The following is a 24,704-nucleotide window of genomic DNA, read 5'->3' as shown; positions in this document are numbered from 1 at the left end:
GCGGTCGGGCACCGGTACGCGCCCCGAACCAATTACTTTTCTTCCCCAGCCCGGGTCAGGACCATCACGCCGATGTCCTCGGCGCGGTCATTGTCCGGGCTCAACGTCAGCGTGTCGCCGTTGATCTTGCCCTTGTACTCCAGGTCGCGCCCGGAAAGCGGGTCGGCGAGCTTAAATTCCTCGTCGTCCTGCTCGCAACGGGCGTCGTTGGTTTGGCCGTCCGGCTCGGTGAGCTCCCAGTGGCAGTCACCGCCGTCGATGGTGAGGGTCGCGGCGCCGCCGGGCTGGCTGGCGTCCGTGGAGGTGACATCGCCGGACCAGGAGCCGTCCCAATCGGAGGACGAGCCGCAGCCGACGAGCGCGGTTCCGGCGATCATGACAGTGGCTGAGAGTGCAAGCGTTTTCTTCATGCCACTACCCTAGCCAAACTGGCCTATCCCAGCAGGCGCGCGATGTCCGGGGCGAGCGCGCGCAGCGCCTGCCCACGGTGCGACCAGGCGTTCTTCTCCTCTGGCGTCAACTCCGCCGAGGAGACCGGACGCGTCGCGTCCGCTGGCTGCGCGTCGTCCGGGGCGAACAGCGGGTCGTAGCCGAACCCGCCCTCGCCCTGTGGCTCGCGGAGCAGCTGGCCCGGCCAGCGGCCCGTCGCCGTGAACTCGTCGCCGGCGGGGGTGACGAGGGCGCAGCAGGAGATAAACGCGGCGTCGCGAAGCTCGATGTCCTGCATCTGCGCGAGCAACAACCGGTTATTCGCGGAGTCGGCGTCGTCTGCGTCGTGGTCGCCGGACCAACGCGCGGAGAGCACGCCAGGCATCCCGTTGAGCGCAGTGACGGCCAGGCCCGAGTCGTCGGCGACGCAGGGCAGCCCGGTGCGCGCGGCACCGGCGCGAGCCTTGATCAGCGCGTTGTCCTCAAAGGTCAGCCCGTCCTCTTTCGGCTCCGGGTAGGGCTCGACGTCGCGCAGCGACACCAGCTCAACACCGGCGATGTCCAGCTCGCGCAGCACCTCTTCGAGCTCGCGGAGCTTCCCGGGGTTGTTCGAAGCAACGAGGACTTTTACCATCCCAGGGCCGCCTTCTGGGCGCCGATGAGCTCGTTGAGCCCGACCTCGGCAACATCGAGCATCTCGTTGAGCTCGCTGCGGCCGAAGAGGCCGTGCTCACCGGTGCCCTGGATCTCCACGAAGTTGCCGCCCTCTTGCATCACCACGTTGAGGTCAACCTCCGCGCGGGAATCTTCCTCGTACGGCAGGTCGAGGCTCACGCGGCCGTCGATAATGCCAACGGACACCGCCGCGACCGGCTTGAGCAGTGGCTCACCCGGGACCACGCCGCGCTCCTTGAGCACCTCGATCGCGTCCGCCAGCGCTACGTACGCACCCGTGATGGACGCGGTGCGCGTCCCGCCATCGGCCTGCAGCACATCGCAATCGAGCTGGATGGTGTTTTCGCCCAGCTCGGACAGGTCCACCGCAGCGCGCAGAGAGCGACCCACCAGGCGGGAAATCTCGTGGGTGCGGCCCTTGACCTTGCCCTTCATGGATTCGCGCGGCATGCGGTCGTGGGTGGCCGACGGGAGCATCGCGTACTCCGCGGTGAGCCAGCCTTCGCCGGAATCCCGCTTAAAGCGCGGCACGCCCTCCTCCACGGAGGCGGTGCACATCACGCGGGTGTTGCCAAACTCGACAAGCACGCTGCCAGCTGGGTTGGAAGTAAAGCCGCGGGTGATGCGCACCGGGCGCATCTCGTTGAGTCCGCGGCCGTCTGCGCGTTTGAAATCAGTCATGCGCCCCAGCCTAACGCACGCCGCGCGCCCTACAGCTCGAAGACGTCCCCCGCGGAGCCAACCACGATCTCGCCATCAAACTCGGCTCGCGCAGCCTCGAGCGTGGCCTGCGTGCTGGTCCACGGCTGGATGTGCACGAGCACCAGCGTCTTCACCCCAGCCTCGCGGGCGATGCGACCGGCCTCTGCGCCGGAAAGGTGCATCCCCGGCGCCATCCCCTCCGAGGTCGGGCCCCAGGCGGCTTCGCAGAGGAAGAGGTCGGCGTTGCGGGCGGCGTCGATAAGCGCGGGCGTCCACGCGCTATCCCCGGAATAGGCGATTGCGTGCGAGCCATCCTCGATGCGCAGCGCGTGCGACTCCGCAGCCGGGTGCACGACCTCGAACGGTGTCACGGTCACCCCGCCAAGGGTTTCGGCCTGCCCGGCGCGCCACGCTGCGAAGTCGAAGGTGTCTGCGATGTCGTCGATCTGGTCCGGGCCGTCCGCGCTCATCCGGCCGACATGCTCCGGCGTGTAACTCGGGCCGAACATGCGGTGGCGCGACTCCGCCGGCTTTTCTGGGTGGTAGCGGCGCCACACCAGCAGCGAGGCGATGTCGGAGCAGTGGTCCGCGTGCAGGTGGCTGAAGCACACGTGCGCGTCCGCCGGGTCGAAGTGTTCCTGCATGGCAGCGAGGGCGCCGGGGCCGAAATCCAACAGAATGTCGCTGTGCCCGGGCGCGCTCACTACGTAGGAGGAGCCGGGGTTGCCTGGCGCGGCCAGGCTCCCGGAGCAGCCGAGGATGGTCAACTTCATGCGCTTACTGTGCCACGAATCTGCGGGGAATTCTAAACTTCGGGGCATTTTTGCTTATCGACGCCCCACAGCCCCCAAGTTTTGCTCCCCCACTGCCCGCACCTGCGGCCCCAGGAAGCGCGCGGCCAGCCGGTCGAACACCGCCGGGTCGCCCGTCGATGCAAACACCCGCTCGGGCGCGCGGCCGCTCTCGGCCTGCGGCGGGGCGAGCATGTCGCGCTCCGTGAGCACGCGCAGCACGTCCTTCGACGTCTCCTCCGCCGAAGAGACAAGCGTGACCTGCTCGCCGATGGCCAGCTGAATCACGCCCGAGAGCAGCGGGTAGTGCGTGCAGCCCAGCACCAGCGTGTCCACGCCTGCGGTCTGCAGCGGTTCGAGGTACCCCTGCGCCACGCCGAGGATCTGGCGGCCGGAGGTAATACCGCGCTCCACAAACTCCACAAAGGCCGGGCACGCCGCCGCGGTGACCTGCAGGTCGGACTTGAGCGAAAAGAGGTCCTGGTACGCCCCCGACTTGATGGTGCCCGCGGTGCCGATGACGCCTACCTTGTTGTTCCGGGTCGTCGCGATCGCGCGGCGCACGGCGGGCTGGATGACCTCGATGACGGGGATGTCGTACCGCTCGCGCGCATCGTGCAGGAATGCGGCGGTGGCGGTGTTGCAGGCAATGACGAGCATCTTGCAGCCCTGGTCTACGAGCTGGTCGCCGATGCGCTGCGCGTGCGCGCGCACGTCTGCGATCGACTGCGGACCGTACGGACTGTGGCCCGTATCGCCGATGTAGATGATTGCTTCATCGGGCAGCTGATCCATCACGGCGCGCGCGACGGTCAGCCCTCCCACGCCTGAGTCGAAGATGCCGATCGGGGCGGTATTTCCCCCGCTGGTTCCGTTGCTACTCCCACTGTGCTGTTCCATGGGTGCCATTGTGCCACCCGTGTCGCCGCGCTAGTAGCCCGCCTGTTTCCGAGCCTTCTTCGCCTCGCGCTTGGCCACCAGCTCCGGCGGGTCGTCCGAGGTGATGATCATGCCGGCGAAAAATCCGCCGATGGCGCCGAAGAGGTGTGCCTGCCAGCTCACGCCGGGCGTGCCCGGCAGCACGCCCAGGATCAGCCCGGAGTAGAAGAACGCGAGCACGAGGCCCAGCGCGATCTGCGTCCCGGATCGGTTGAAGATGCCGCGCACCAGCAGGTAGATCAGCCAGCCGTAAATGACGCCCGAGGCGCCGAGGTGGTTGGTACCAATCCCGCCGAACAGCCAGGTGCCCAGCCCGCTGAATACCGTGGCAAACGTCGTGACCTCCCAGAAGACGCGCTTGCCCGAGTAGCCGATGAGGAACGCGAAAATCGCGCCGGTGACCGAGTTACCCACGATGTGCTCGAGGTTGGCGTGCAGCAGCGGGGCGGTGAAAATGTGCCAGATGCTCACCAGGTCGAGCGGGTGGATGCCCCAGTACTGCAGGAGCCCTCCGAACAGCCCCTCGTTGAGCAGGAACACCGCCCAGATCACCACCAGGTAGCCGATGGCAAACGTGAACCCCGTGCGCCGCTGCTTCTTACGCTTGGTCCGTTTATCTTCCGGCTGCACGCCGTCCGGGAATGCGGGCAGCTGCGTCTCAGGGTGCGAAAACGGCCGCTGGAACGGCTTGCCGTAGCCGGGCTGGTGGGTCTGGCCGTAGCCCCAGCCAGCGCCCTGGTAGGGGTTGTTGGGTGGGGTCGGGCCGCTGGTTCCGTAAGGATTGTGTGTCATCGCTGATAAGTGTAGCCGTGGCGCTCCCCGGCGCGCTGAGCAAGCTTATCGACGCCCACCAGCAACCACGTCCGACCACGCCGTCACCCCGAAACCGCCCGTGGCACTGCACACCGCGTCCACGATCGCTGCCTCCACCGCGTCCGCCGCGGCACCGCAAAGGTGCGCGAGCGCTTCCGGTGCCAGCGGCTCCGCGGCGTCGCCCTGCCCACCCGCGTCTTGACCATCATCTTTCGGGACGGAGACGGCGAAGAGGGTGTCGCCGTCCAGCGGCGAGTGGGCGGGGCGGATCGCGCGGGCGATGCCGTCGTGCCCCGTCATGGCCAGGCGCTGCAGCTGCGGCACCGGGAGGTCCTCGTCGGTGGCCACCACGCCGATGGTGGTGTTCAGCCGCGGGTCCGGCGCGCCGCTGCCAGGGGCGGGCCGCTGCAGGGTGCGGTACCGCTCGAGGTCCACTGCGGGCTTCGAGGCATCGCCAAACAGCAACCCCGTCGCGGGGTCAACCACGGAGCCCACCGGGTTTGCCACCACCGCGGCGGTCACCGTCGCGCTCCTGCGCGCCCCGGGAAGATCCACCGCGCGGGACGCGATGCCGAACCCGCCGCGCAGGACGCCGGCGGTCGCGCCGCAGCCGGCTCCGACAATGCCCGACGCCAACGGCTCGCCCGCGGTGTCCTCCAGCGCTGCCGCCACGGCTGCGGCGCCGTCACTCGCAGTTGGGCGGTGCGACGGATCACCGACGGCAAGGTCGAAAATGACGGCTGCGGGGACGATGGGCACGCGCGGGCCGGGCACGCCCTCGCCGAAGACTGGGAACCCCCGCCCGCGCGACTCCAGCTCGCGCATCGCGCCGTCGGCGGCGGCCAGGCCGAACGCCGAACCGCCGCACAACAGTATCGCGTGGACTCGCTCGACCGTGGTGCCGGCCGCCGCCGTGCACGTCGACGGCGGCGCGCATCCCGCGCGGGTCGGCGGCGACGAACGCGGTCACACCGGTGTCGCCCAGGGAGAGATGGGCCGCGGGAAGGATTGGGGCCACGGTGGCGTCGACAAGCATCTGTTTACTCGCAGAGCACGTCGACGAGGGAGTCCTGGCAGAACGCGAGCCACTCCATGAGGCGCTCGCGATCCTGTGCCTGGCCCTCTCCGCCGCGATCATCCGCGGACACGTAGAGGCGCATGTCATTGAGCGCGGCGACGAACTGGTGGGCCTCCTGCTCGTCGATGCTCACCTCCACGCCTCCGTTGGGACCCAGCACGTCATTGATCACCTGCATGTTCATCAGCTTCGCGCGGATGATGTCGTTCTCGTGCAGGCTGCGGAGCAGGCCGTTGTCGCCGTCGAACTCCTCGTCGCCCTCGCGTTCGAAATCGGGCAGCAGGCGGGCCAGCTTCGGGTCCTCCGGGGCCTCGGTGTGGCCCGTGGACATGCCGACCATCTCTGCAAACTCGTCCTTCGGCGCGGACTGCGCGCGCGAGATGAGCGCCTCCGACACGGTCGCGGTGAGGTCGCCGATCACCTCGCGTTCCAACGGATCGAACTTGGTAGTGAACTTCACGCCTGAACGCATCAGGCCTTTCTTCTTACGCCACGGTTGCATAGCTCTACCCCGCCTGCTGCATCGTCGCCCACAGGCCGGCGGTGTGCAGCTTCTTCACGTCGCCCTCGACCTTGTCCTTCTCACCCGAGGAGACCACGGCCTTACCCTCGGTGTGTACCTGCATCATCAGCTCATTCGCGCGCTTGCGGTCGTAGCCCAACACCGTCTGGAACACGTAGGTGACGTAGCTCATCAGGTTGACCGGGTCGTCCCACACAATGCACATCCATGGCAGGTTCTCTCCGGCCGCGACCTCAACCTTCAGGTCCTCCTCGAGGTCCGGGGTAGCCATCGGCGAGCTCATCTGCGGCACTCGGCTCGCGGCTGAACTCGCTTCCGGGCTCATGTCCTGGCTCATGTCCGGGCTCATGTCCTGGCCCATGTCCTGGCGCGTGAATTCGCAATTCATGCGGACCAGCCTACCGGTTGTTTCCCGCACGTGTGCCCCGGGAGGTTGCTAGGATCAGGGCCCATGCGGAACATCCCCAGCCTCCAGGAGCTGCCTGTCTCCACCGAGCAGTTGCTGCGTGCCGTGCTTGCCGTCCTCGGCATCGTCAGCGCGGTCGCCCTCACCGTGGTCAGCGCGCAGCACTCCGACGGCTCCTCGCACGCGGACGGGCGCGGCGACAGCTACGTCGATCCCGACTTTGACACCGGGCAGCAGCTCGAGGAGATCCGCACCGACTTCTTCACCGCCATCGCCCAGTTGCGTATCGACGACACACTGCCCCCAGTCAGCCTCGACCCCGAATTGCAGCGCACCGCCCAAGCCCAAGCAGAGGGCAACGCGGTCACCGGTGAGCAGCCACCGTTGGATGCCGGCGAGAAGACCGCGCAGGTCTCCGCCCACCTCCCGGTAGAGCAGGCCTCCGGCTACGAGTTCTTCGAGCTGTTCACCCATTCGCCCGAGCACATGGAGGTGCTGCTGGATGATCGCCACCGCGACGTGGGCATCGGCGTGGCCTACGGGCGCGGCGATGTGTGGGTCGTCGTGGCGTTTGCGGGATAGCCCCGAAGAGCCCCTTCCGCGCAAATAAACGCGACGCGCGCGACCAGGGCGTAGTCTGTAAGACCATGACGAACTCCACGCCGGACTCTACAGCGTTTCTGACCGACATGTACGAGCTCACCATGCTCGACGCCGCACTGAAGGACGGCACCGCACACCGCCAATGCGCGTTCGAGGTATTTACCCGGCGCCTGCCCGGCGAGCGCCGCTACGGTGTGGTCGCCGGCACCTCGCGTGTGATCGACGCGGTAGAAAAGTTCCGCTTCACGCAAGACCAGATCGACGCGGCCGACTTCCTGTCCGACGAGGCCAAGGACTACCTGGCCAACTACCGGTTCTCGGGCGACATCGACGGCTACCGCGAAGGCGACATCTACTTCCCCTACTCCCCCATCATGACGCTGCGCGGCACCTTCGCCGAGTGCGTCATCCTGGAAACAGTCATCCTCTCCATCCTGAACTCGGACTCCGCTGTCGCCTCCGCCGCCTCCCGCATGGCCTCGGCGGCAGACGGCCGCCCGATCATTGAGATGGGCTCGCGCCGCACCCACGAGCAGTCCGCCGTGACCGCCGCCCGCGCCGCCTACATCGCCGGGTTCGAGGCCACCTCCAATATGGAGGCGTCGCTGCGCTACGGCATCCCGCCGTCAGGCACCGCCGCGCACTCCTGGACGCTGCTGCACGTGGACGAGGACGGCACGCCGGACGAGAAGGCGGCGTTCAAGGCGCAGATTGACCAGCTGGGCGTAGATACCACGCTGTTGGTGGACACCTTCGACATCACCAAGGGCGTGGCCAACGCCATCGAGGTCGCGGGCACGGAGCTCGGCGCGGTGCGCATCGACTCGGGCGATCTGGGCATCGTGTCGCGCCGCGTGCGCCAACAGCTGGACAAGGCCGGCGCGTTTAACACCCGCATCATCGTCTCCTCCGACCTCGACGAGTTCGCCATCGCCGGGCTGCGCGGCGACCCGGTCGACGGGTTCGGCGTGGGCACCTCCGTGGTCACCGGCTCCGGCGCCCCCACCGCCGGGCTCGTGTACAAGCTCGTCGAGGTGGAGGGCCACCCGGTGGCGAAGCGCTCGTCGGGCAAGCAGACCTACGGCGGCGCGAAGACGGCGCTGCGCGGCTACCGCGCGTCAGGCGTCGCTGTCGCCGAGATCGTCTACCCGCTCGACGCGGAGATCACCCGCAAGCCCAACCTGGATTACCACGAGATCGTGGTGCCAATGGTGCGCGGCGGCAAGCGCCTCCCCGAGTACGACGAGCAGCACGGCAGCCTAGAGCAGGCCCGCACCCTGCACGACGCGGCGCGCGGCACCCTGCCGTGGGAGGGCCTCGCGCTCTCGCGCGGCGACGCCGCCATCCCGACGCGATTCGTCGGCTTCCCCGACCCGCTGGACTAACACCGACCCCGCTACACTTTCACGGTGTGAGCACGCGCGAGGAAGAAGAAGGCACCACCACCGGCGACGTTCCCCTGAGCGGGGAGACGCTGGAATTGTTGGGCGCTGTCGTCGATAAGCTTGGGGGTGCAACGCGCGAGGGGCAGCAACGCATGGCTGAGGCCGTGGCGCGCGCACTGGACACGGAGCGCCACCTCGCGGTGCAGGCCGGCACAGGTACCGGCAAGTCCTTCGCCTACCTCGTGCCCGCGGTGCGCTACGCGCAGGCCAACGACACCACGGTGGTCGTCTCCACCGCCACGCTCGCGCTGCAGCGCCAGCTGGTGCAGCGCGACCTGCCGCGCCTTGCGGACGCGCTCGAGCCGCACTTGTCGCACCGCCCCACCTTTGCAATTCAAAAAGGCCGCAACAACTACGTCTGCCTGAACAAGCTCGCGCAGGACGAGCCAGAGGGATCGCTTATCGACGAATCGGAGCTCTCCTGGACCGGCCGCCACGTCAAGCGCGTGGCCGAGTGGGCGCAGGAGACCGAGACCGGCGACCGCGACGACCTCTCCCCCGGCGTGCCGGACCTGGCGTGGCGGCAGGTCTCCGTGACCTCCAACGAGTGCCTTGGCGCCGCCCGCTGCCCGCACGGCGAGGAGTGCTTCGCCGAGCTCGCGCGAGAGAAGACGCGCGACGTGGACGTCGTGGTGACCAACCACGCGCTCCTGGCCATCGACGCGCTCGCGGATTCCAACATCCTGCCCGAGCACGAGGCCGTGCTCATCGACGAGGCCCACGAGCTGGACGCGCGCATCACCTCGGTGGCCACGAACGAGATCTCCGCCCGAGCGCTCACGCTCGCGGCGCGACGCGCGGACAAGATCGGCGGCGACGGTGACAAGCTCGAGGAGGTCAAGGACGACTTCACCGCGGTGATCGACCTGGAGCAGCCCGGCCGCTGGGAGCGCATCTCCGACCCGGCCCGCGGCGCGTTCGCCGCGCTTCGCGACGCGCTCTGGGCCACCCGCACCAGCATCGCGGACAGCCCCGAGGGCGAATCGGAGAACAACCCGGAGAAGTTTGCCGAGCGCACGAACCTGAAGAACCACCTCGGCGACCTGCACGACGCGGTCGTACGCATCCTGGGTGTGTTTGACGAGGACGACCCCGCCAAGCACACGGACGTGGTGTGGCTGACCCGCAACGAGCGCTTCGGAGATTCCGTCGCCGTCGCGCCCCTGTCCGTGGCGGCCCTGCTACGCGAGAACCTGTTCGGCGAGCAAACCGTCGTGCTCACCTCCGCGACGCTCACGGTCGGCGGCAACTTCGACGCGATGGCCGCCGCGTGGGGCCTGCCGTCCGGGTCCTGGGACAGTCTGGACGCGGGCACCCCATTCGACCCGGCGAAAGCCGGCATCCTCTACACCGCCCGCCACCTCCCAGCCCCCGGCCGGGACGGGCTGAGCCGCGAGACTCTGGACGAGATCGCCACCCTCATCACTGCCGCGGGCGGGCGCACCCTCGGGCTGTTCTCCTCGCGCCGCGCCGCCGAACAGGCCGCGGAGGCGATGCGCGCGCGACTCCCCTTTGACATTTTCTTACAGGGCGAGGACTCCACCGGCGCGCTCGTGACCGCCTTTGCCAACGCGGAAAACTCGTGTCTGTTTGGCACCCTGTCGCTCTGGCAGGGCGTGGACGTGCCCGGCAGTTCCCTCTCGCTCGTGCTCATTGACCGCATCCCCTTCCCCCGCCCCGACGACCCGCTCCTCCAGGCGCGCGCCAACGCCGCCGACGCCGCCGGCCGCTCCGGGTTCATGGAGGTCTCCGCAACCCACGCGGCACTCCTCATGGCGCAGGGTGCCGGCCGCCTGCTGCGCTCGGTGGACGACCGCGGCGTCGTCGCCGTGCTGGACAACCGCTTAGTCACCAAGCGCTACGGCGCATTCCTCCTGCGCTCGCTGCCGCCCTTCTGGCAGACCGACCGGCTCGACGTAGTCACCGGAGCGCTCAAGCGCCTGGTCGCCCGCTAGCCGGGTCGAACGCGCCCGGCGGCAGCGTGAGCACCGTCATCGAGCCGGGCGCGACCTCGGTAAAGCCCGCATCACGCACCGGCACCGCGCCCGGGTGCGCCGCGCAAGCGGCGAACACGTCCGCAGGCACCTCGCGCACGTTTAGCGGGCACCCGGCGGCAGCCCACTCGCGCACCTCGCCCTCCGGACGCGCTGCCGCGTACAGCATCGACGCGTGCCCCACCTGCGCCGCCGCCTTCCCGGCCGTCATCTCGAGGGACGCGTCCACCACGATCATCGGCGCGGTCGGGTCGAACGGGAGCGGGCCCTCGTCGGCCGGCAGGTCCGTGCCGCGGACCTGCAGCTTCGCCAGCTCGCGCGGCACCTCGGACACCGCGGAGGGCACGAACGCGCGCACGCTGCCGACGGTCACGCCGGGCAGCGCCTGGACATCGTCCCACGCCTTGTTGCGGGCGCGCCGCGCCACCTTCCGGATCCTGCGGGAGTACCACGCCTCGAGCCGTTCGCGCCAAAACCCGTCGCGCTCGGCCCGCTCGTCGAGGCAGACGAGGAGGGCGGCACGTGCGGCGTCGATAAGCATGGCGTTGCGGGCGGGCGGGTCCTGCTTCGGCAGATTGATGGCTATTTGCATCGCCTGCACCGCCGCGGGGTCGTCGGGGTCGCCGGAGCCTGCGCCTATCGACGCCGCGAGCAACCCGTGCGCCGACGCCGTCACAGCGGGCGCCTGGTGTCGATGCCCGCGGCCGCGTCGGAGGAGTCGATCTCCTCGCGGGGAATGCCCAGGATGTAGAGGACCTCGTCCAAGAACGGGAAGTTCACCGACGCGTCCGCGACCTCCTTGAGGGCGGGCTTGGCGTTGAACGCAATGCCGAGGCCGGCTCGGGAGATCATGTCGATGTCGTTGGCGCCGTCGCCCACCGCGACCGTCTGCGAAAGCGCCAGCCCGGAGTCCGCGGCGAACTCGGCGAGGAAGTCCGCCTTGGCCTTGCGGTCCACCACCTTGCCGATGACCCGGCCGGTGAGCTTGCCGTCCTCAATCTCCAGCGTGTTGGCGCGCACGTAGTCCAGCTCGAGGTCCGCGGCGAGGTCCTCGAGCACCTGGATGAATCCGCCGGAGACGACCGCCGTGCGGTAGCCCAACGAGTTGAGCGTGCGGATGGTGGTGCGGGCGCCCGGGGTGAGCTCGATGTCGGCGGCAACACGGTCGATGACGGAGGCGTCGAGCCCAGCCAGTGCCTTCACGCGCTCGCGCAGCGACTCCTCGAAGTCCAGCTCGCCGCGCATCGCGCGCGCCGTTACCTCGGCCACCTCCGCTTCGCGGTCGGCGTGGGCGGCGAGCATCTCGATCACCTCGCCGGTGATCAGCGTTGAGTCGCAGTCGAAGCAGACGAGGCGCTTCGCGCGCCGGTGCAGGCCTGCGTGCTCCATCGCCACGTCCACGCCGAGTTCGCCGGAGAGCTCGGCCAAACGCTTGCGCAGCTCCTGGGCATCGCCAGGTGTGTAGTCCGGCATGGTGATGCGGAATTCCAGCCCGGTTACCGGGTACTGGGCAACGCCGCGGATGGCGTCGATGTTCGCACCCACGGCGGCGAGCTCCGCGCCGAGGCGAGAGATGGCCTCCGCGCTGACCGGGTTGCCCAGGGCCACGAGCACGTGCGTCGAGCGGGGGCGCGACACCGCGCGGGCTTCCGCGTGTGTCTCGATGTTCACGCGCTGGCCGTACTCCCACAGCCCGTCGCGAAGCTCTCGCTCAACCTGCGTGAGCGAGTGGGGATCCATGCCTACCAGGGCCGCGAGCATCATGCGTCCGCGGAAGTCTGTCTGGGAGACGTCGAGCAGCTGCACCCCGTGCCGAGCGAGGACGGTGAAAAACTCGGCGGAAACGCCGGGGCGGTCCGGGCCCGAGGTGGAAATCACCGCGGGCTTGAGACCCGGTTGCAGTTCGACTTGGAAGGCTGGCTGGTTGGTCACAAACCAGGACGATAGCACAGCAAAACCCCTCACCGAGGCGGTGAGGGGTAATTACTGTCAGGGGGTTCGCGCCAAGCGAATTACTTGGTCACAGCGGTAGAACCGGTGGTTGCGGACTCGCCCTTCCAGGTTGCCGGGCCGTCTGCGTGGTGGCCGGCGTGCGCCTCGCGGCGCAGGGTCTCCACCATGTGCGGGTAGTGCAGCTCGAACGCCGGGCGCTCGGAGCGGATGCGCGGCAGCGCGGTGAAGTTGTGGCGCGGCGGCGGGCAAGAGGTTGCCCACTCGAGGGAGTTGCCGTAGCCCCACGGGTCGTCCACCGTGACGACCTCGCCGTAGCGCCAGGACTTGAACACGTTCCAGATGAACGGCAGCATACCGATGCCCAGGATCAGGGCGCCGACGGTGGAGACCTGGTTCAGGAAAGTGAAGCCGTCGGTGTCCAGGTAGTCGGCGTAGCGGCGCGGCATGCCCATGTTGCCCAGCCAGTGCTGGACCAGGAAGGTCATGTTGAAGCCGATGAAGACCAGCCAGAAGGACAGCTTTGCCAGGCGCTCGTCCAGCATGCGACCCGTCATCTTCGGGAACCAGAAGTGGACGCCGGCGATTGCGGAGAACACCACGGTACCGAACAGGGTGTAGTGGAAGTGCGCGACCACGAAGTAGGAGTCGTGCAGGTGGAAGTCCAGCGGCGGGGACGCCAGCATGATGCCGGTCAGGCCACCGAAGAGGAAGGTGAACAGGAAGCCCATCGCCCACATCATCGGGGACTCGAAGGTGATGTGGCCGTTCCACATGGTGCCGACCCAGTTGAAGAACTTCACGCCGGTCGGCACGGCGATGAGGAAGGTCATGAAGGAGAAGAACGGCAGCAGGATCGCGCCGGTGGCGAACATGTGGTGCGCCCACACGGCCATGGACAGGCCCGCGATGGCCAGCGTTGCGAAGACGAGACCGATGTAACCGAAGATCGGCTTACGGGAGAAGACCGGGACGATCTCGGAGATGATGCCGAAGAACGGCAGCGCCAGAACGTACACCTCGGGGTGGCCGAAGAACCAGAACAGGTGCTGCCACAGGATGGAGCCGCCATTAGCGGTGTCGTAGATGTGGCCGCCGAGCAGGCGGTCGTACAGCACGCCCAGTGCCGCGGCGAGCAGCAGCGGGAAGATCATCAGAACGATGATGGAGGTGACGAACACGGTCCAGGTGAAGACCGGCAGGCGGAACATGGTCATGCCCGGTGCGCGCATGGTCAGCACGGTGGTGAGCATGTTGATCGCGGAGGCGACGGTACCAACACCGGTTGCGCCCACGCCGACGATCCAGAGGTTGGCGGAGACGGACGGGGTGTGGACTGCGTCAGCCAGCGGCATGTACATGGTCCAGCCGAAGTCGGCCGCGCCACCCGGCGTGATGAAGCCAGAGAGCATGGCGACAACGCCGACGGTGGTAATCCAGAAACCGAAGGCGTTCAGGCGCGGGAAGGCCACGTCCGGTGCGCCGATCTGCAGCGGCAGGATGTAGTTAGCAAAGCCCCAGACGATTGGGGTACCAAAGGCCAGCAACATCACCGTGCCGTGCATGGTGAACAGCTGGTTGAACTGCTCGTTGGACAGGAACTGCATGCCCGGGTGGAACAGCTCAGCACGGATAAGCAGCGCCATGAAACCGCCGAGGAAGAACCAGACGAAGGACATGATGATGTACATGATGCCCAGTTCTTTGTGGTCGGTCGTGGTCAGCTGCTTGTAGATTTTGGAGCCACGGCGAGCGTGTCCCGTCGGCTCCGGACGTGTCGGCGGGACATGATTGTCCAGCCTTGGCGCCACAGCGGTCATTCGATCCTCCTGACTTCGGCTCGCCACCGCAATGGCGGCGAGGCCTTGTTAGATACCGAATCATCATATGTGATCGGCTCATGAAATTGCCAGCCCTCCCAGGCCAGCTACAGGTTAAACAATAGGCCCTTGCGTCACATCGTGCGCGTCGGTCCGAAAGCACCACGCGCGATCCGCCGGGATTGCCCCGCGTGCGCGCCCACTCCCCCGCCGAGGTGGGCGCGACACGCCCAAACACCTCGACAGATTGCCGGTTGACCCCATTCGTGGTCAACCCCGCGTTAAGTTCCCCCGTTGTATATCAAACGAAAGGTTGAGGCTTATCGACGCTCACGTGGTCGTCGATAAGCGTGCCCCTAAAAGTCCCAATCCTCATCGGCGGTGTCCTCCGCCTTGCCGATGACGTAGGACGAGCCGGAGCCGGAGAAGAAGTCATGGTTCTCATCCGCGTTCGGCGACAGCGACGCGAGGATCGCCGGCGACACCTTGGTCTCATCCGCCGGGAAGAGCCCCTCGTAGCCGAGGTTGTTCAGCGCCTTGTTGGCGTTGTAGCGCAGGAAGCGCTTGACGTCCTCGGTCCAGCCGAGCGGGTCGTAGATGTCCTCGGTGTACTGCTGCTCGTTCTCGTAGAGGTCGTAGAGCAGATCGAAGGTGTACTCCTTCAGCTCCTCCTGGCGCTCCGGGGACTCCTCGCGCAGCGCGACCTGGTACTTGTAGCCGATGTAGTAGCCGTGCACGGCCTCATCACGGATAATGAGGCGGATGATGTCGGCAGTGTTGGTCAGCTTGGAGTGCACCGACCAGTTCAGCGGCAGGTAGAACCCGGAGTAGAAGAGGAAGGACTCCAGCATCACGGAGGCGATCTTCTTCTTCAGCGGGTCGTCGCCACGGTAGTAGGACTTGACGATCTTCGCCTTGCGCTGCACCTGGGCGTTTTCCTCGGTCCAACGGAAGGCGTCGTTAATCTGCGGCGTGGACGCCAGCGTCATATAGATATTGCTGTACGACTTCGCGTGCACGGACTCCATGAAGGCGATGTTGGTATACACGGCCTCCTCGTGCAGCGTGCGCGAATCCGGGATCAGCGACACCGCGCCGACCGTGCCCTGGATGGTGTCCAGCAGAGTCAGGTTCGCAAACACGCGCATAGTGGCGAGCTGCTCCGCGTCATTGAGCGTGTTCCAGCTCGGGATGTCGTTGGACACCGGAATCTTTTCCGGCAGCCAGAAATTACCGGTGAGGCGGTCCCACACCTCCTGGTCCTTATCATCCGGAATCTCATTCCAGTTGATCGCCTTAATCGGGTTCGGGTGGCTATCCAGGTATGCCTGATATTCCTCGCTCATGGCTCACATCCTAACCAAATGTCTTCTTCCCCCGCACCGCGCGTCACGCGATTTTGTTTACCCCCGTTGAGGACTAGGATAATGGTAGTTCTATTTCTCGTTTTCCCACCATATGAGGTTGAATTCCATGGCCGCACCCCAGGAACCTTCGGCGGAGCCCCTGCTCACGTCGATCCTTGACACCCTCGGCGAGCAAATCATCTCCGGCGCCCTCGAACCCGGATACACCTTTACATTGCAGGACTTGTCCTCCAGGTTTGGCATCTCTCGCACCGTCGCCCGCGAGGTCATGCGCGCGCTCGAGCAGATGGGGCTCGTCTCCTCGTCACGCCGCGTGGGCATTAAGGTACTGCCGCCCGAGCACTGGGCGGTGTTCGATCAGTCCGTGATCAAGTGGCGCCTCTCGTGCGCCGAGCAGCGCCCCGCGCAGATTACGTCGCTCAACGAGCTGCGCACCGCCGTCGAGCCGGTCGCCGCGCTGCTGGCCGCCAGCCACGCAACGCCCGCGCAGTCGGCGCGCCTGCTCGAGCTCGCGGAGCTGCTGGTCAAACTTTCCGAGGCGGGCGCCGGCAACACGCAGGAGTTCCTCGACGCGGACAAGGAGTTCCACACGCTGATCCTGCACGCGTCGGGCAACGAGATGTTTTCCACCCTCGCGGAACCGATCATGCACGTGCTCGAAGGCCGCACGCGCTACGGCATCATGCCGGACGATCCCTCAGTGCCCGCGATGCGCATCCATGTCGACCTGGCAAAGGCAATTAACGACGGCGACGCCTCCGCCTCCGAAGCCGCCTCCCGCGACCTGCTCACCGGGATCAAGACCTTCCTGGCGATCTAGACGGTCTCGCAGGGAAGTACAGCGAAAAGGGTCTGCACTCCGTTCTCGGTGTGCAGGCCCTTTTCCGGGTTGAGACCCAGGCTTCCGGCTACAGCATGCAGGACACGCAGCCCTCGACCTCGGTGCCTTCCAGCGCCATCTGGCGCAGGCGGATGTAGTACAGGGACTTGATGCCCTTGGTCCAGGCGTAGATCTGCGCGCGGTTCAGGTCACGGGTGGTGACCGTGTCCTTGAAGAACATGGTCAGCGACAGGCCCTGGTCCACGTAGCGGGTCGCCACGGAGTAGGTGTCCACGATGGCCTTGTAGCCGATCTCGTACGCGTCCTCGAAGTACTCCAGGTTGTCGTTGTCCATGTGCGGCGCCGGGTAGTAGACGCGGCCGATCTTGCCTTCCTTGCGGATCTCAATCTTGGAGGCGATCGGGTGGATCGACGAGGTGGAGTTGTTGATGTAGGAGATGGAGCCGGTCGGCGGCACCGCCTGCAGGTAGCGGTTGTAGATGCCGTCGCGCGCCACGTCCTGCTTCAGCTGCTGCCACTCCTCCGCGGTTGGTGCGGCGATGTTGGAAGCGTCGAAAAGCGCCTTGACCTTGTCGGTCTTGGGCTGGAAGTCGGCCGGGTCGTAGCGGTCGAAGAATTCGCCGGTAGCGTACTCGGACTTGTCAAAGTCGGCGAACGCCTGGCCCTTTCCCACCGCGATCTTGTGGGACGCGCGGATGGCCTGGAACATCACGGCCGCGAAGTAGGCGTTGGTGAAGTCGAGTGCCTCCTCGGAGCCGTAGTGGATGTGCTCGCGGCCGAGGTAGCCGTGCAGGTTCATCTGGCCCAGGCCGATGGCGTGCGAGGCGTCGTTGCCCTCGCGCACGGACGGCACGGAGTTAATGGCCGTCTTGTCCGCCACGGCGGTCAGCCCGCGGATGGCGGTCTCGATGGTGCGGGCAAAGTTGTCCGAATCCATCGTCATCGCGATGTTCAGCGAGCCCAGGTTGCAGGAAATGTCGTGGCCGACCTCCTGGTAGGTCAGGTCCTCATTGAGCTCGGAGGCGGAGTTGACCTGGAGGATCTCGGAGCACAGGTTGGACATGTTGATGCGGCCGGTCTTCACCGGGTTCGCGCGGTTCGCGGTGTCCTCGAACATGATGTACGGGTAGCCGGACTCGAACTGGATCTCCGCCAGCGTCTGGAAGAACTGGCGGGCGTTGATCTTGGACTTGCGGATGCGCGGGTCCTCCACCATTTCCTCGTACTTCTCGGTCACGGAGATGTCGGCGAAGGGCTTGCCGTAGACACGCTCGACGTCGTACGGGCTGAACAGGTACATGTCGTCGTTGCGCTTGGCCAGCTCGAAGGTGATGTCCGGGATGACCACGCCGAGCGAGAGGGTCTTGATGCGGATCTTCTCGTCCGCGTTCTCGCGCTTGGTGTCCAGAAACTTCATGATGTCCGGGTGGTGCGCATTCAGGTACACCGCGCCCGCGCCCTGGCGCGCGCCGAGCTGGTTGGCGTAGGAGAAGGAGTCCTCCAGCAGCTTCATCACGGGGATGACGCCGGAAGACTGGTTCTCAATGTGCTTGATGGGCGCGCCGGACTCGCGGATGTTGCTCAGCAGCAGGGCGACGCCGCCGCCGCGCTTGGACAGCTGCAGCGAGGAGTTGATGGCGCGGCCGATGGACTCCATGTTGTCCTCGATGCGCAGGAGGAAGCAGGAGACGAGCTCGCCGCGCTGCGCCTTGCCGGCATTGAGGAAGGTCGGGGTGGCGGGCTGGAAGCGGCCGGTCATGATCTCGTCCACGAGCGCGGACGCGAGCTTCTCATTGCCGTCGGCGAGGAAGAGCGCCGTCATCGCCACGCGATCCTCAAAGCGCTCGAGGTAGCGGCGGCCGTCAAACGTCTTCAGGGTGTAGGAGGTGTAGTACTTGTACGCGCCGAGGAAGGACTTAAAGCGGAACTTGAAACCGTAGGCGCGCTTGAACGTCTCCTTCACAAATTCCCAGTCGTAGGCGTCCACGACGTGCGGCTCGTAGTACTTGTTGTCCACCAGGTACTTCATCTTCTCTTCCAGGTCGTGGAAGTACACGGTGTTCTGGTTCACGTGCTGGAGGAAGAACTGATTGGCCGCTTCCCGGTCCTTATCAAACTGGATGTGGCCGTCCTCGTCGTAGAGGTTCAGCAGCGCGTTGAGCGCGTGATAATCCAACTGGTCGGTGGTATTCACCGGTTCCGGGACGACTTTCCCGTGCTTATCCGAAGCAGAAGCGTAGGTGGACACAGCAGAGCCTTTCATTCACGTTTGTCGGGTCTCTAGGTTACAAGTTTGAGGTTTCTTGCGCTCGGGCGCAGGGCGCGCGCACTAGGCGCTGCGCGGATCGCGCCGGTATTTCGCCTGGTACTTGGCGCGCAGCGCGTCGAGCCGGTCCCCATTATCCGCGGGAAGCGGCTGCAGCGCCGCCTGTTGCCTTTCGCTCAACGGCGCGAGCCCGAGTGCCACCGCGTTGCGGATCAGCGCGCCGCGCACGTGCGCCACGTCGTCCCACGTCCCCATCAGCTCGAAGCGGTAGAGGTAGGGCACGTTGCACTTGCGCGCGATGATGTCGCCGGCCACGCAGTAGTCTGGGCCGAAGTTCGAATTGCCACCCGCGATCACACCGCGCAGCTGCGACCGGTTGCGCGGGTTGTTGAGGAAGCGGATGACTTGCTTGGGCACGGGCCGTGATTGAGCATTGCTTATCGACGCCCCTCCCCCGTACGTCGGACACACCAGCACAAAGGGCTCGTCCACCTCGAGCGGCGCCTCCGCCCTGCGCAGCGGGATCCGCGCGCTGGGCAACCCGACCTTTTCCACGAAACGTTTCGTATTCTCCGTCGTCGAGGAAAAGTACACGACAAGCATGCTCACTCCAGGTGTTGAATTGTGCAGGTGGTGGGGTGCGCGCTCCGCTTAGGGCGCGCCGTGTGGCTCGCGCGGAGCCGCTTAGGCGGCGGGCTTCAGGCCGCGGATGCGATCCGGGCGGAAGCCGGACCAGTGCTCACCGTCCACCTCGACGATGGGTGCCTGCAGGTAGCCGAGCGCCATGACGTAATCACGAGCCTCCTCGTCCACCGAGATGTCGACGAGGGAGTACTCCAGGCCAGCCTTGTCGAGGGCCTTGGTGGTTGCCTTGCACTGCATGCAAGCGGGCTTCGTGTACACGGTGATGGACATAACCTGTAGCTCTTTTCTGTCGCGTTTACGGGAAGATGACGGGGTTTCCTCGGCGCTGATTCCTACCTCAGCGCAACACCAAGAAACACTATACCTTGGGGCAATTTCTGGCAAGTGATACTACATGTAGTAGTTACAGGGCTGGTATTCCCAGGATAGGCCCCAGGAATTACCCACATGTAGTCCGCTATAACCACTCCCGCACCAGCAAACGGGTTACATCCGTGCAATTTAATTTCACAAAAGCCAACACCCCGCCACCGGCCGGACGGAAATCCGGTTGGTGGCGGGGTGTTTGGGCGGGCGGTGAACTAGCCCTGGCGAGCCTTGAAGCGCGGCTCCTTCTTGTTGATCACGTAGACCTTGCCGCGGCGGCGTACAACCTGGGCGCCCGGCTTGTTCTTCAGCGACCGAAGCGACTTGCGGACCTTCATCGGGCGCTCCTTTCTTCTCGAGGTTTCATTGACCTGCGACCTCATGCCCAGCCGCAGCACGCTACCAGCATGCTGCGCGGTGCCGGGTCGCGACACGTCGATTAAGGTTACACGTTCTTCTGCCCAGCACCAAAACGCTGGCGCATCTCCGCGGCGACGTCGTCAAGACTGCGCCCCATCGTCTCCGGGACCCGGCGCGCCACGAAGACGGAGGCGACCACGCCGAAGACCGCAAAGAGGCAGAAGGTGAAGGTGGCAGAGGTGGCGTCGACAAGCGGGAGGAAGAACTGGGCGACCACCCAATTCATCACCCATAGCGCGAGCCCGGCCAGGCCCATCCCCACGCCGCGGACCTGTGGGGGCACGAGCTCGGAGATGAGCAGCCACGTCGTCGGCGAGACCGCGGCCTGTTGCGAGGCGATGAACCCCGCCATGCAGGCGAGCGCCACCCACGCCAGGGCCGCATTCCCCTCCGCGGCCCGGAACATCACAGCGAGCGCGACGAGGAAGACCACGTTGCCCGCCAGACCGATGAGCAGCAGGCGCGTGCGGCCGATCCGGTCCACCACCTGCAAGCCAACCCAGCAGGCGACCACGGACACCAGTCCAATGACGATGGAGGTGTAGACGGCGTTTTCGGTGGAGAGACCGACGGTCTCCATCATGGTGGGCGCGAAGTAGACGATCGCGTTGACGCCGGTGACCTGCTGCGTCACACCGAGCAGCGCGGCGACGAGGACTGTGGAGCGCAGCCAAGGGGTTCGGCGGAGGGTGCGCCATTCCCCGGCGCTGGCGGCCTGGCGCGTCTGGGCGTCGTCAAGCAACAGCTCCTCGAGCTCATCCGAGCTCATGCCGACGCGCGCCGCAGTCACCTCCGCCTGCCGACGTGCCCCGCGACGCGCCTGCCACAGCGGGGTTTCCGGCAGCAGGAGCATGCCGACCGCCAGCGCGGCGCCCGGGACGGCGGCGAGGCCGAGCATCCACTGCCAGCTGCCGGTGTGCGCGAGCACCGAGTTGACCAGGTACGCGAGGAGCTGGCCGACCACGATCATGAGTGTGTTCAGTGAGACGAGCTTGCCGCGGACCTTCGCCGGCGACATCTCCGCGATGTACATGGGCGTGACGATGGAGACACCGCCGACCGCGACCCCGAGAAAGGTGCGCGCCGCCGCGAGGGCCCCGACGCCGCCAGCCAGAGCGCACCAGACGGAGCCGAGGACGAAGAGGGCGCCTCCGACGATGAGTGTGCGGCGGCGGCCGAGCGCGTCTGCAACCGCGCCGCCGCCGAGGGCGCCAATCGCGGCGCCGACGAGCAGCATGGACGTCACCAGCCCCTCCTGCCCCGGAGACATGCCAAACTCAGGGGTGATAAAGAGCAGCGCGCCGCTCATCACACCAGTGTCATAGCCGAACAGGAGGCCGCCGAGTGCGGCCGTGGCGGCGACGGTGCGCACGTAACGTGGTGCGCGAATGTTGTGAACCATGTCCCCCAATATGGCTGACGGCTACGATGGATGTCATGTCTGAACACGACGAAAACCTGCAGCAGGACATCATAAACGCCCTGGGTGTGCGCCCCTTGATCGATTCAGAGGAGGAGGTGTCGCGCCGCGTTGACTTCCTGGTTGACTACCTCGCAGCCACAGGCGCGAACGGCTTCGTGCTGGGCATCTCCGGCGGACAGGATTCTACCCTTGCGGGCAGGCTCGCCCAGCTCGCGGTGGAGCGGCGTCGCGCCGAGGGCGCCGAGACCACGTTCGTCGCGGTCCGCCTCCCGCACGGCGTGCAGGCCGACGAGGACGACGCGCAGCTCGCGCTCCAGTTCATCCGCCCCGACGAGACCGTCACCGTGGACATCAAGCCCGCCACCGACGCGCTCAACGCGCAGGTCGCCTCCGCCATTGGGGTGGACGGCCTCGGCGACTTCAACAAGGGCAACGTAAAAGCCCGGCTGCGCATGGTGGCCCAGTACGCCATCGCTGGCGAGCGCGGCTTCCTGGTCATTGGCACCGACCACGCGGCGGAGAACATCACCGGCTTCTTCACCAAGTTCGGCGACGGCGCGGCCGACCTCCTCCCGCTCGCCGGCCTGAACAAGCGCCAGGGCGCCGCGCTGCTCCAGCACCTCGGCGCCACCCCGCGCCTGTGGGAGAAGGTGCCCACCGCGGACCTGGAGGAGGATCGCCCGGCGCTGCCCGATGAGGAGGCGCTCGGCGTGAGCTATTCGCTTATCGACGATTACCTGGAAGGCAAGCAAGTGCCCGCCGACACCGCAGCGCGCCTGGAACACCTCTGGCGCGTCGGCCAACACAAGCGCCACCTGCCGCCGGGGCCGACCGAGAACTGGTGGCGCTAGCTGCTCAGCCCGGAGACGACGTCGCGCGCGGCGCGGACCAGCGCCGAGGCGTAGCTCGGGCCGTGGGTGGTGGCGTGGACCGCGAGCGGGTGCAGCTGATGAACCGGGATGCGGGCGCGCCAGCCTGGCCCAAGCGTGCCGCCCGCGCCGAGGTACCCGTCCACGATCGCGTCGAAGTACGGAGCACCGAAGAGCTCCAGCATGGCGATGTCCGTCAACGGGTGCCCGCCGTGGGCGGCCGGGTCGATGAACCTCGGCCCCTCCGGGCTAAACAGGAGGTTGCCCGCCCACAGGTCGCCGTGGATGCGCGCGAGCGGGGCGTCCTCGTCCTCGGCCAGGAGCGCGTCGCAGGCACGCTCAACCTCGACGAGCTCGTGCGCGTCCAGGTTGCCCACGGCATGCGCCGAGCGCGCGAACGGCAGCACGCGTTGGTTGACGTAAAACTCGGCCCAGCGGTCCGCCGGCACGCAGTCCTGCTCAAGGCGCCCGATGAAGTTCGGCCCCTCCCACCCGGTCGGCGGGGCGCCGAACGCCGGGGCACCCGCGGCGTGGATCGCAGCCAACTCGCGGCCGGCGCGGAGCGCGGCGTCTCGAGTTGGGCGTGCGGGCTCGACGGATTCGATGGTGAGAGTGTTCGTGGCGTCGTGAAGCGAAAAGACCTCGACCACGGCCTGCGACCCCTCGCGCAGCCAGCGAAGCCCCGCCGCCTCGGAGGCGGCGGACCCCGGGGCGCTGCCGTGCTTGGTAAAGCCCTTACACATCAATGCCCTCCTTGTCCAGCAGGTAACGTTTCGCGTCGGTGCCGCCACGGTATCCGCCGAGACCGCCGTCCGCGCGCAGCACCCGATGACAGGGCACGACGATGGGCAGCGGGTTGTGCGCGCAGGCGCCGCCGACCGCGCGCACGGCGTTGGGGTTTCCCACCTGCTCGGCGAGCTGCTTGTAGGTGGTGGTGGCGCCGAAGGGGACGCGGGCGAGCTCGCGGAGGACCTCGGTGCGAAACCCCGACGCAAAACGGAAGTCCAGCGGGAGCGTGAAGCTCGTGCGGTGGCCCTCGAAGTACTCCGTGAGCTGTTGGGCGGCCAGCGGCACTTCGGCGGGGCGGTCGGCGCGGTCGCGCTCGGCGTCGATGTCGTCGCACTCGAAGAGGACCTTGGCCAACCCCTTCGGTGTCACGACGAGGCCCAGGCGGCCAAGTGGGGAATCGATCTGGTGGAACTGCAGCGTGTCCATGGGCCCCACCGTAGCCTGCAAACGGCCTGCTCGCCGGGGGCGCATTCGATAAACTCCAAGCTATGCACAAGAAACTTGCAAGCATTACTCTTCTCCTCGTTGCATCAGCCGCGGCGCTCGTGGGGTGCAGCGATTCCTCTTCCGAGACGATCGCGGGGACAAACCCGCCTATCGACGCCACCGTGTGCGACGGCGACGCCGGCTGCGAATCCGACATGCGCGACTTGAGCCACAAGCTGGTGGATGCTGACGACGCGAACGGCGACGGCGTTATTGACCAGGAAGAGCTCGACGCAGCACGCGATCGAATGGATAAGGAAGCCGCGGAGCAAGCGGCGTCCGAATCGAGCGCGGCAGCGGCAGCTTCCGAGTCTGCAGCCGCAGAGGCGTCCCGCTCCGCGCAGGCGCGCGAAGAGGCCGAGCATTCAGCGGCGGCAGCGTCCGAGGCAGCCGCAGCGGAAGCGCTCAACCAGCAGCAGGCGCCCGAACCGGAGCCGGCACCCGCGCCGGTACAAGAAGCGCCACAGCAGGAGGCGCCAGCGGAGCAGGCTCCTGCCCAGCAGGCTCCTGCCCAGCCCGCGCCGCAGCAGGGCGGGCCGAGCATGGAGTGGGCCACCATGGGCCCCTACGCCTCCGAGTGGACGTGCGAGCAGGCGCGCAGCCTCTGGCCGGTGGACTCGAGCGCTTGCTACACCGGGGCCGACGGCAGCGCCTACTTCGAGGGCATGCGCCAGGCTGCGCAGTAGGCAGCCCGGCAGTGGGGATTACGCCGGGCTGCGCCCACCCCCGCATCTTCGTCATCCGGTCCTCGTCAAACAGGCCGCACCTCGCCGCCAACCACGGCCAGAGCCAGGCACGTTCCGCCCCGCGCCAACGAAAAACTGCCCGGCCAACTCACTGAGTCAGCCGGGCAGCGTGCCAAAGTGGAGCTAACGGGATTCGAACCCGTGACCCCCACACTGCCAGTGTGGTGCGCTACCAACTGCGCCATAGCCCCGTAGGTGAATATGTAATTGTAGGAGTGGAGCTAACGGGATTCGAACCCGTGACCCCCACACTGCCAGTGTGGTGCGCTACCAACTGCGCCATAGCCCCAGTTTGGGATTGCATGGACCGGCAGCGAC

At 66.8% G+C, this 24,704-nt stretch carries 26 protein-coding genes and 2 tRNA genes; 6 read left to right on the top strand and 22 right to left on the bottom strand.

Translation table 11 applies throughout. From position 1 onward, the window contains the following. Positions 1 to 32: 32 nt before the first annotated feature. The 9 genes from CKJ84_RS07195 to clpS form a co-directional block, all read right to left on the bottom strand. Positions 33 to 410 carry a hypothetical protein gene (locus CKJ84_RS07195; RefSeq protein WP_095275375.1) on the bottom strand — a complete coding sequence of 126 codons (378 nt, stop codon included), beginning with the start codon at positions 408 to 410 and terminating at the stop codon, positions 33 to 35. Positions 411 to 433: 23 nt separating this feature from the next. Beyond that, positions 434 to 1,063 carry an RdgB/HAM1 family non-canonical purine NTP pyrophosphatase gene (rdgB, locus tag CKJ84_RS07190; protein ID WP_095546463.1) on the bottom strand — a complete coding sequence of 210 codons (630 nt, stop codon included), beginning with the start codon at positions 1,061 to 1,063 and terminating at the stop codon, positions 434 to 436. Next, positions 1,057 to 1,785 carry a ribonuclease PH gene (rph, locus tag CKJ84_RS07185; protein ID WP_095275373.1) on the bottom strand — a complete coding sequence of 243 codons (729 nt, stop codon included), beginning with the start codon at positions 1,783 to 1,785 and terminating at the stop codon, positions 1,057 to 1,059. The genes rdgB and rph overlap by 7 nt, the downstream gene beginning before the upstream one ends. A 29-nt stretch (positions 1,786 to 1,814) precedes the next feature. Continuing rightward, positions 1,815 to 2,579, bottom strand: a complete 765-nt coding sequence (locus CKJ84_RS07180) for an MBL fold metallo-hydrolase (protein ID WP_095546462.1) — start codon at positions 2,577 to 2,579, stop codon at positions 1,815 to 1,817. A gap of 54 nt (positions 2,580 to 2,633) precedes the next feature. Then, positions 2,634 to 3,497, bottom strand: coding sequence for a glutamate racemase (gene murI, locus CKJ84_RS07175; RefSeq protein WP_095546461.1), 864 nt, complete (start codon positions 3,495 to 3,497; stop codon positions 2,634 to 2,636). 30 nt (positions 3,498 to 3,527) lie between these two features. Further along, positions 3,528 to 4,328 carry a rhomboid family intramembrane serine protease gene (locus CKJ84_RS07170; RefSeq protein WP_095546460.1) on the bottom strand — a complete coding sequence of 267 codons (801 nt, stop codon included), beginning with the start codon at positions 4,326 to 4,328 and terminating at the stop codon, positions 3,528 to 3,530. A 45-nt stretch (positions 4,329 to 4,373) separates the two neighbouring features. Next, positions 4,374 to 5,219, bottom strand: coding sequence for a P1 family peptidase (locus tag CKJ84_RS07165; RefSeq protein WP_369801172.1), 846 nt, complete (start codon positions 5,217 to 5,219; stop codon positions 4,374 to 4,376). 170 nt (positions 5,220 to 5,389) lie between these two features. Beyond that, positions 5,390 to 5,929 (bottom strand): DUF2017 domain-containing protein, encoded by a 540-nt coding sequence (locus CKJ84_RS07160; protein ID WP_095535355.1) that lies wholly within the window; start codon positions 5,927 to 5,929, stop codon positions 5,390 to 5,392. Between the two features lie 4 nt (positions 5,930 to 5,933). Then, the gene (gene clpS, locus CKJ84_RS07155) at positions 5,934 to 6,233 is read right to left on the bottom strand and encodes an ATP-dependent Clp protease adapter ClpS (protein WP_173783196.1); all 300 of its coding nucleotides are present in this window, start codon (positions 6,231 to 6,233) and stop codon (positions 5,934 to 5,936) included. 168 nt (positions 6,234 to 6,401) lie between these two features. Here clpS and CKJ84_RS07150 point away from each other — a divergent pair, with 168 nt between their 5' ends. The 3 genes from CKJ84_RS07150 to CKJ84_RS07140 all read left to right on the top strand — a co-directional run bounded on the left by CKJ84_RS07150 (position 6,402) and on the right by CKJ84_RS07140 (position 10,359). Then, entirely contained in the window at positions 6,402 to 6,938 is a 537-nt protein-coding gene (locus CKJ84_RS07150) for a CAP domain-containing protein (protein WP_095537386.1), read from the top strand. A 65-nt stretch (positions 6,939 to 7,003) separates the two neighbouring features. After that, positions 7,004 to 8,344 carry a nicotinate phosphoribosyltransferase gene (locus CKJ84_RS07145; protein WP_095546459.1) on the top strand — a complete coding sequence of 447 codons (1,341 nt, stop codon included), beginning with the start codon at positions 7,004 to 7,006 and terminating at the stop codon, positions 8,342 to 8,344. Positions 8,345 to 8,370: 26 nt separating this feature from the next. Beyond that, entirely contained in the window at positions 8,371 to 10,359 is a 1,989-nt protein-coding gene (locus CKJ84_RS07140; protein ID WP_304441712.1) for an ATP-dependent DNA helicase, read from the top strand. Here the strand turns inward: CKJ84_RS07140 and CKJ84_RS07135 are convergent. From CKJ84_RS07135 to nrdF, 4 genes are all read right to left on the bottom strand, one after another. Then, entirely contained in the window at positions 10,337 to 11,074 is a 738-nt protein-coding gene (locus tag CKJ84_RS07135; RefSeq protein ID WP_233125576.1) for an aminoacyl-tRNA hydrolase, read from the bottom strand. The two genes, CKJ84_RS07140 and CKJ84_RS07135, sit on opposite strands and share 23 nt — an antisense overlap. After that, positions 11,071 to 12,330: a phosphoserine phosphatase SerB gene (gene serB / locus CKJ84_RS07130; RefSeq protein WP_095546612.1), complete on the bottom strand. Its 1,260-nt coding sequence runs from the start codon at positions 12,328 to 12,330 to the stop codon at positions 11,071 to 11,073. Before serB ends, CKJ84_RS07135 begins: the two co-directional genes overlap by 4 nt. An 80-nt stretch (positions 12,331 to 12,410) precedes the next feature. Then, positions 12,411 to 14,168, bottom strand: coding sequence for a cytochrome c oxidase subunit I (gene ctaD / locus CKJ84_RS07125; protein WP_095275365.1), 1,758 nt, complete (start codon positions 14,166 to 14,168; stop codon positions 12,411 to 12,413). A 356-nt stretch (positions 14,169 to 14,524) separates the two neighbouring features. Then, positions 14,525 to 15,514 carry a class 1b ribonucleoside-diphosphate reductase subunit beta gene (gene nrdF / locus CKJ84_RS07120; protein WP_095275364.1) on the bottom strand — a complete coding sequence of 330 codons (990 nt, stop codon included), beginning with the start codon at positions 15,512 to 15,514 and terminating at the stop codon, positions 14,525 to 14,527. 127 nt (positions 15,515 to 15,641) lie between these two features. Between nrdF and CKJ84_RS07115 the strand changes: the two genes are divergently transcribed. After that, the gene (locus CKJ84_RS07115; RefSeq protein WP_095275363.1) at positions 15,642 to 16,355 is read left to right on the top strand and encodes a FadR/GntR family transcriptional regulator; all 714 of its coding nucleotides are present in this window, start codon (positions 15,642 to 15,644) and stop codon (positions 16,353 to 16,355) included. A gap of 88 nt (positions 16,356 to 16,443) precedes the next feature. Here CKJ84_RS07115 and nrdE read toward each other — a convergent pair whose 3' ends face one another. From nrdE to CKJ84_RS07090, 5 genes are all read right to left on the bottom strand, one after another. Further along, a complete protein-coding gene (nrdE, locus tag CKJ84_RS07110; protein WP_369801171.1) occupies positions 16,444 to 18,624 on the bottom strand; it encodes a class 1b ribonucleoside-diphosphate reductase subunit alpha in 2,181 nt (726 codons plus the stop codon). A gap of 81 nt (positions 18,625 to 18,705) precedes the next feature. Next, complete coding sequence (nrdI, locus tag CKJ84_RS07105) at positions 18,706 to 19,245, bottom strand: class Ib ribonucleoside-diphosphate reductase assembly flavoprotein NrdI (protein WP_095546458.1); 540 nt, start codon at positions 19,243 to 19,245, stop codon at positions 18,706 to 18,708. Between the two features lie 81 nt (positions 19,246 to 19,326). Continuing rightward, positions 19,327 to 19,557 (bottom strand): glutaredoxin-like protein NrdH, encoded by a 231-nt coding sequence (gene nrdH, locus CKJ84_RS07100; protein WP_095275361.1) that lies wholly within the window; start codon positions 19,555 to 19,557, stop codon positions 19,327 to 19,329. Between the two features lie 311 nt (positions 19,558 to 19,868). Beyond that, entirely contained in the window at positions 19,869 to 19,991 is a 123-nt protein-coding gene (ykgO, locus tag CKJ84_RS07095) for a type B 50S ribosomal protein L36 (protein WP_005511141.1), read from the bottom strand. A 107-nt stretch (positions 19,992 to 20,098) separates the two neighbouring features. After that, complete coding sequence (locus CKJ84_RS07090) at positions 20,099 to 21,475, bottom strand: sugar porter family MFS transporter (protein WP_095546457.1); 1,377 nt, start codon at positions 21,473 to 21,475, stop codon at positions 20,099 to 20,101. A gap of 26 nt (positions 21,476 to 21,501) precedes the next feature. On the opposite strand from CKJ84_RS07090, the gene nadE reads away from it, so the two are divergent. Continuing rightward, positions 21,502 to 22,347 (top strand): ammonia-dependent NAD(+) synthetase, encoded by an 846-nt coding sequence (nadE, locus tag CKJ84_RS07085; protein ID WP_095275359.1) that lies wholly within the window; start codon positions 21,502 to 21,504, stop codon positions 22,345 to 22,347. Here the strand turns inward: nadE and CKJ84_RS07080 are convergent. Beyond that, complete coding sequence (locus CKJ84_RS07080; RefSeq protein ID WP_095546456.1) at positions 22,344 to 23,108, bottom strand: fructosamine kinase family protein; 765 nt, start codon at positions 23,106 to 23,108, stop codon at positions 22,344 to 22,346. The genes nadE and CKJ84_RS07080 overlap by 4 nt on opposite strands. Further along, entirely contained in the window at positions 23,101 to 23,580 is a 480-nt protein-coding gene (locus CKJ84_RS07075) for a methylated-DNA--[protein]-cysteine S-methyltransferase (protein ID WP_095546455.1), read from the bottom strand. The genes CKJ84_RS07080 and CKJ84_RS07075 overlap by 8 nt, the downstream gene beginning before the upstream one ends. A 62-nt stretch (positions 23,581 to 23,642) precedes the next feature. On the opposite strand from CKJ84_RS07075, the gene CKJ84_RS07070 reads away from it, so the two are divergent. Beyond that, positions 23,643 to 24,326, top strand: a complete 684-nt coding sequence (locus tag CKJ84_RS07070) for a hypothetical protein (protein ID WP_143340332.1) — start codon at positions 23,643 to 23,645, stop codon at positions 24,324 to 24,326. 178 nt (positions 24,327 to 24,504) lie between these two features. Here the strand turns inward: CKJ84_RS07070 and CKJ84_RS07065 are convergent. After that, a tRNA-Ala gene (locus CKJ84_RS07065) sits at positions 24,505 to 24,577 on the bottom strand. Between the two features lie 25 nt (positions 24,578 to 24,602). Further along, positions 24,603 to 24,675: transfer RNA gene (locus tag CKJ84_RS07060), tRNA-Ala, on the bottom strand. Positions 24,676 to 24,704 lie beyond the last annotated feature (29 nt).

The organism is Corynebacterium sp. NML 120412 (assembly GCF_002285155.1).
GTDB classification, from domain to species: Bacteria; Actinomycetota; Actinomycetes; order Mycobacteriales; family Mycobacteriaceae; genus Corynebacterium; species Corynebacterium gottingense.
Note: the sequence above shows the minus strand (reverse complement) of the source record. Positions and strands in the feature narration are given on the sequence as shown.

Coding starts and splice junctions, on each gene's coding strand:
- CKJ84_RS07195 (WP_095275375.1), bottom strand. CDS start 410: ATGAAGAAAACGCTTGCACTCTCAGCCACTGTCATGATCGCCGGAACC.
- rdgB (WP_095546463.1), bottom strand. CDS start 1,063: ATGGTAAAAGTCCTCGTTGCTTCGAACAACCCCGGGAAGCTCCGCGAG.
- rph (WP_095275373.1), bottom strand. CDS start 1,785: ATGACTGATTTCAAACGCGCAGACGGCCGCGGACTCAACGAGATGCGC.
- CKJ84_RS07180 (WP_095546462.1), bottom strand. CDS start 2,579: ATGAAGTTGACCATCCTCGGCTGCTCCGGGAGCCTGGCCGCGCCAGGC.
- murI (WP_095546461.1), bottom strand. CDS start 3,497: ATGGAACAGCACAGTGGGAGTAGCAACGGAACCAGCGGGGGAAATACC.
- CKJ84_RS07170 (WP_095546460.1), bottom strand. CDS start 4,328: ATGACACACAATCCTTACGGAACCAGCGGCCCGACCCCACCCAACAAC.
- CKJ84_RS07160 (WP_095535355.1), bottom strand. CDS start 5,929: ATGCAACCGTGGCGTAAGAAGAAAGGCCTGATGCGTTCAGGCGTGAAG.
- clpS (WP_173783196.1), bottom strand. CDS start 6,233: ATGAGCTCGCCGATGGCTACCCCGGACCTCGAGGAGGACCTGAAGGTT.
- CKJ84_RS07150 (WP_095537386.1), top strand. CDS start 6,402: ATGCGGAACATCCCCAGCCTCCAGGAGCTGCCTGTCTCCACCGAGCAG.
- CKJ84_RS07145 (WP_095546459.1), top strand. CDS start 7,004: ATGACGAACTCCACGCCGGACTCTACAGCGTTTCTGACCGACATGTAC.
- ctaD (WP_095275365.1), bottom strand. CDS start 14,168: ATGACCGCTGTGGCGCCAAGGCTGGACAATCATGTCCCGCCGACACGT.
- nrdF (WP_095275364.1), bottom strand. CDS start 15,514: ATGAGCGAGGAATATCAGGCATACCTGGATAGCCACCCGAACCCGATT.
- CKJ84_RS07115 (WP_095275363.1), top strand. CDS start 15,642: ATGGCCGCACCCCAGGAACCTTCGGCGGAGCCCCTGCTCACGTCGATC.
- nrdI (WP_095546458.1), bottom strand. CDS start 19,245: ATGCTTGTCGTGTACTTTTCCTCGACGACGGAGAATACGAAACGTTTC.
- nrdH (WP_095275361.1), bottom strand. CDS start 19,557: ATGTCCATCACCGTGTACACGAAGCCCGCTTGCATGCAGTGCAAGGCA.
- ykgO (WP_005511141.1), bottom strand. CDS start 19,991: ATGAAGGTCCGCAAGTCGCTTCGGTCGCTGAAGAACAAGCCGGGCGCC.
- CKJ84_RS07090 (WP_095546457.1), bottom strand. CDS start 21,475: ATGGTTCACAACATTCGCGCACCACGTTACGTGCGCACCGTCGCCGCC.
- nadE (WP_095275359.1), top strand. CDS start 21,502: ATGGATGTCATGTCTGAACACGACGAAAACCTGCAGCAGGACATCATA.
- CKJ84_RS07080 (WP_095546456.1), bottom strand. CDS start 23,108: ATGTGTAAGGGCTTTACCAAGCACGGCAGCGCCCCGGGGTCCGCCGCC.
- CKJ84_RS07075 (WP_095546455.1), bottom strand. CDS start 23,580: ATGGACACGCTGCAGTTCCACCAGATCGATTCCCCACTTGGCCGCCTG.
- CKJ84_RS07070 (WP_143340332.1), top strand. CDS start 23,643: ATGCACAAGAAACTTGCAAGCATTACTCTTCTCCTCGTTGCATCAGCC.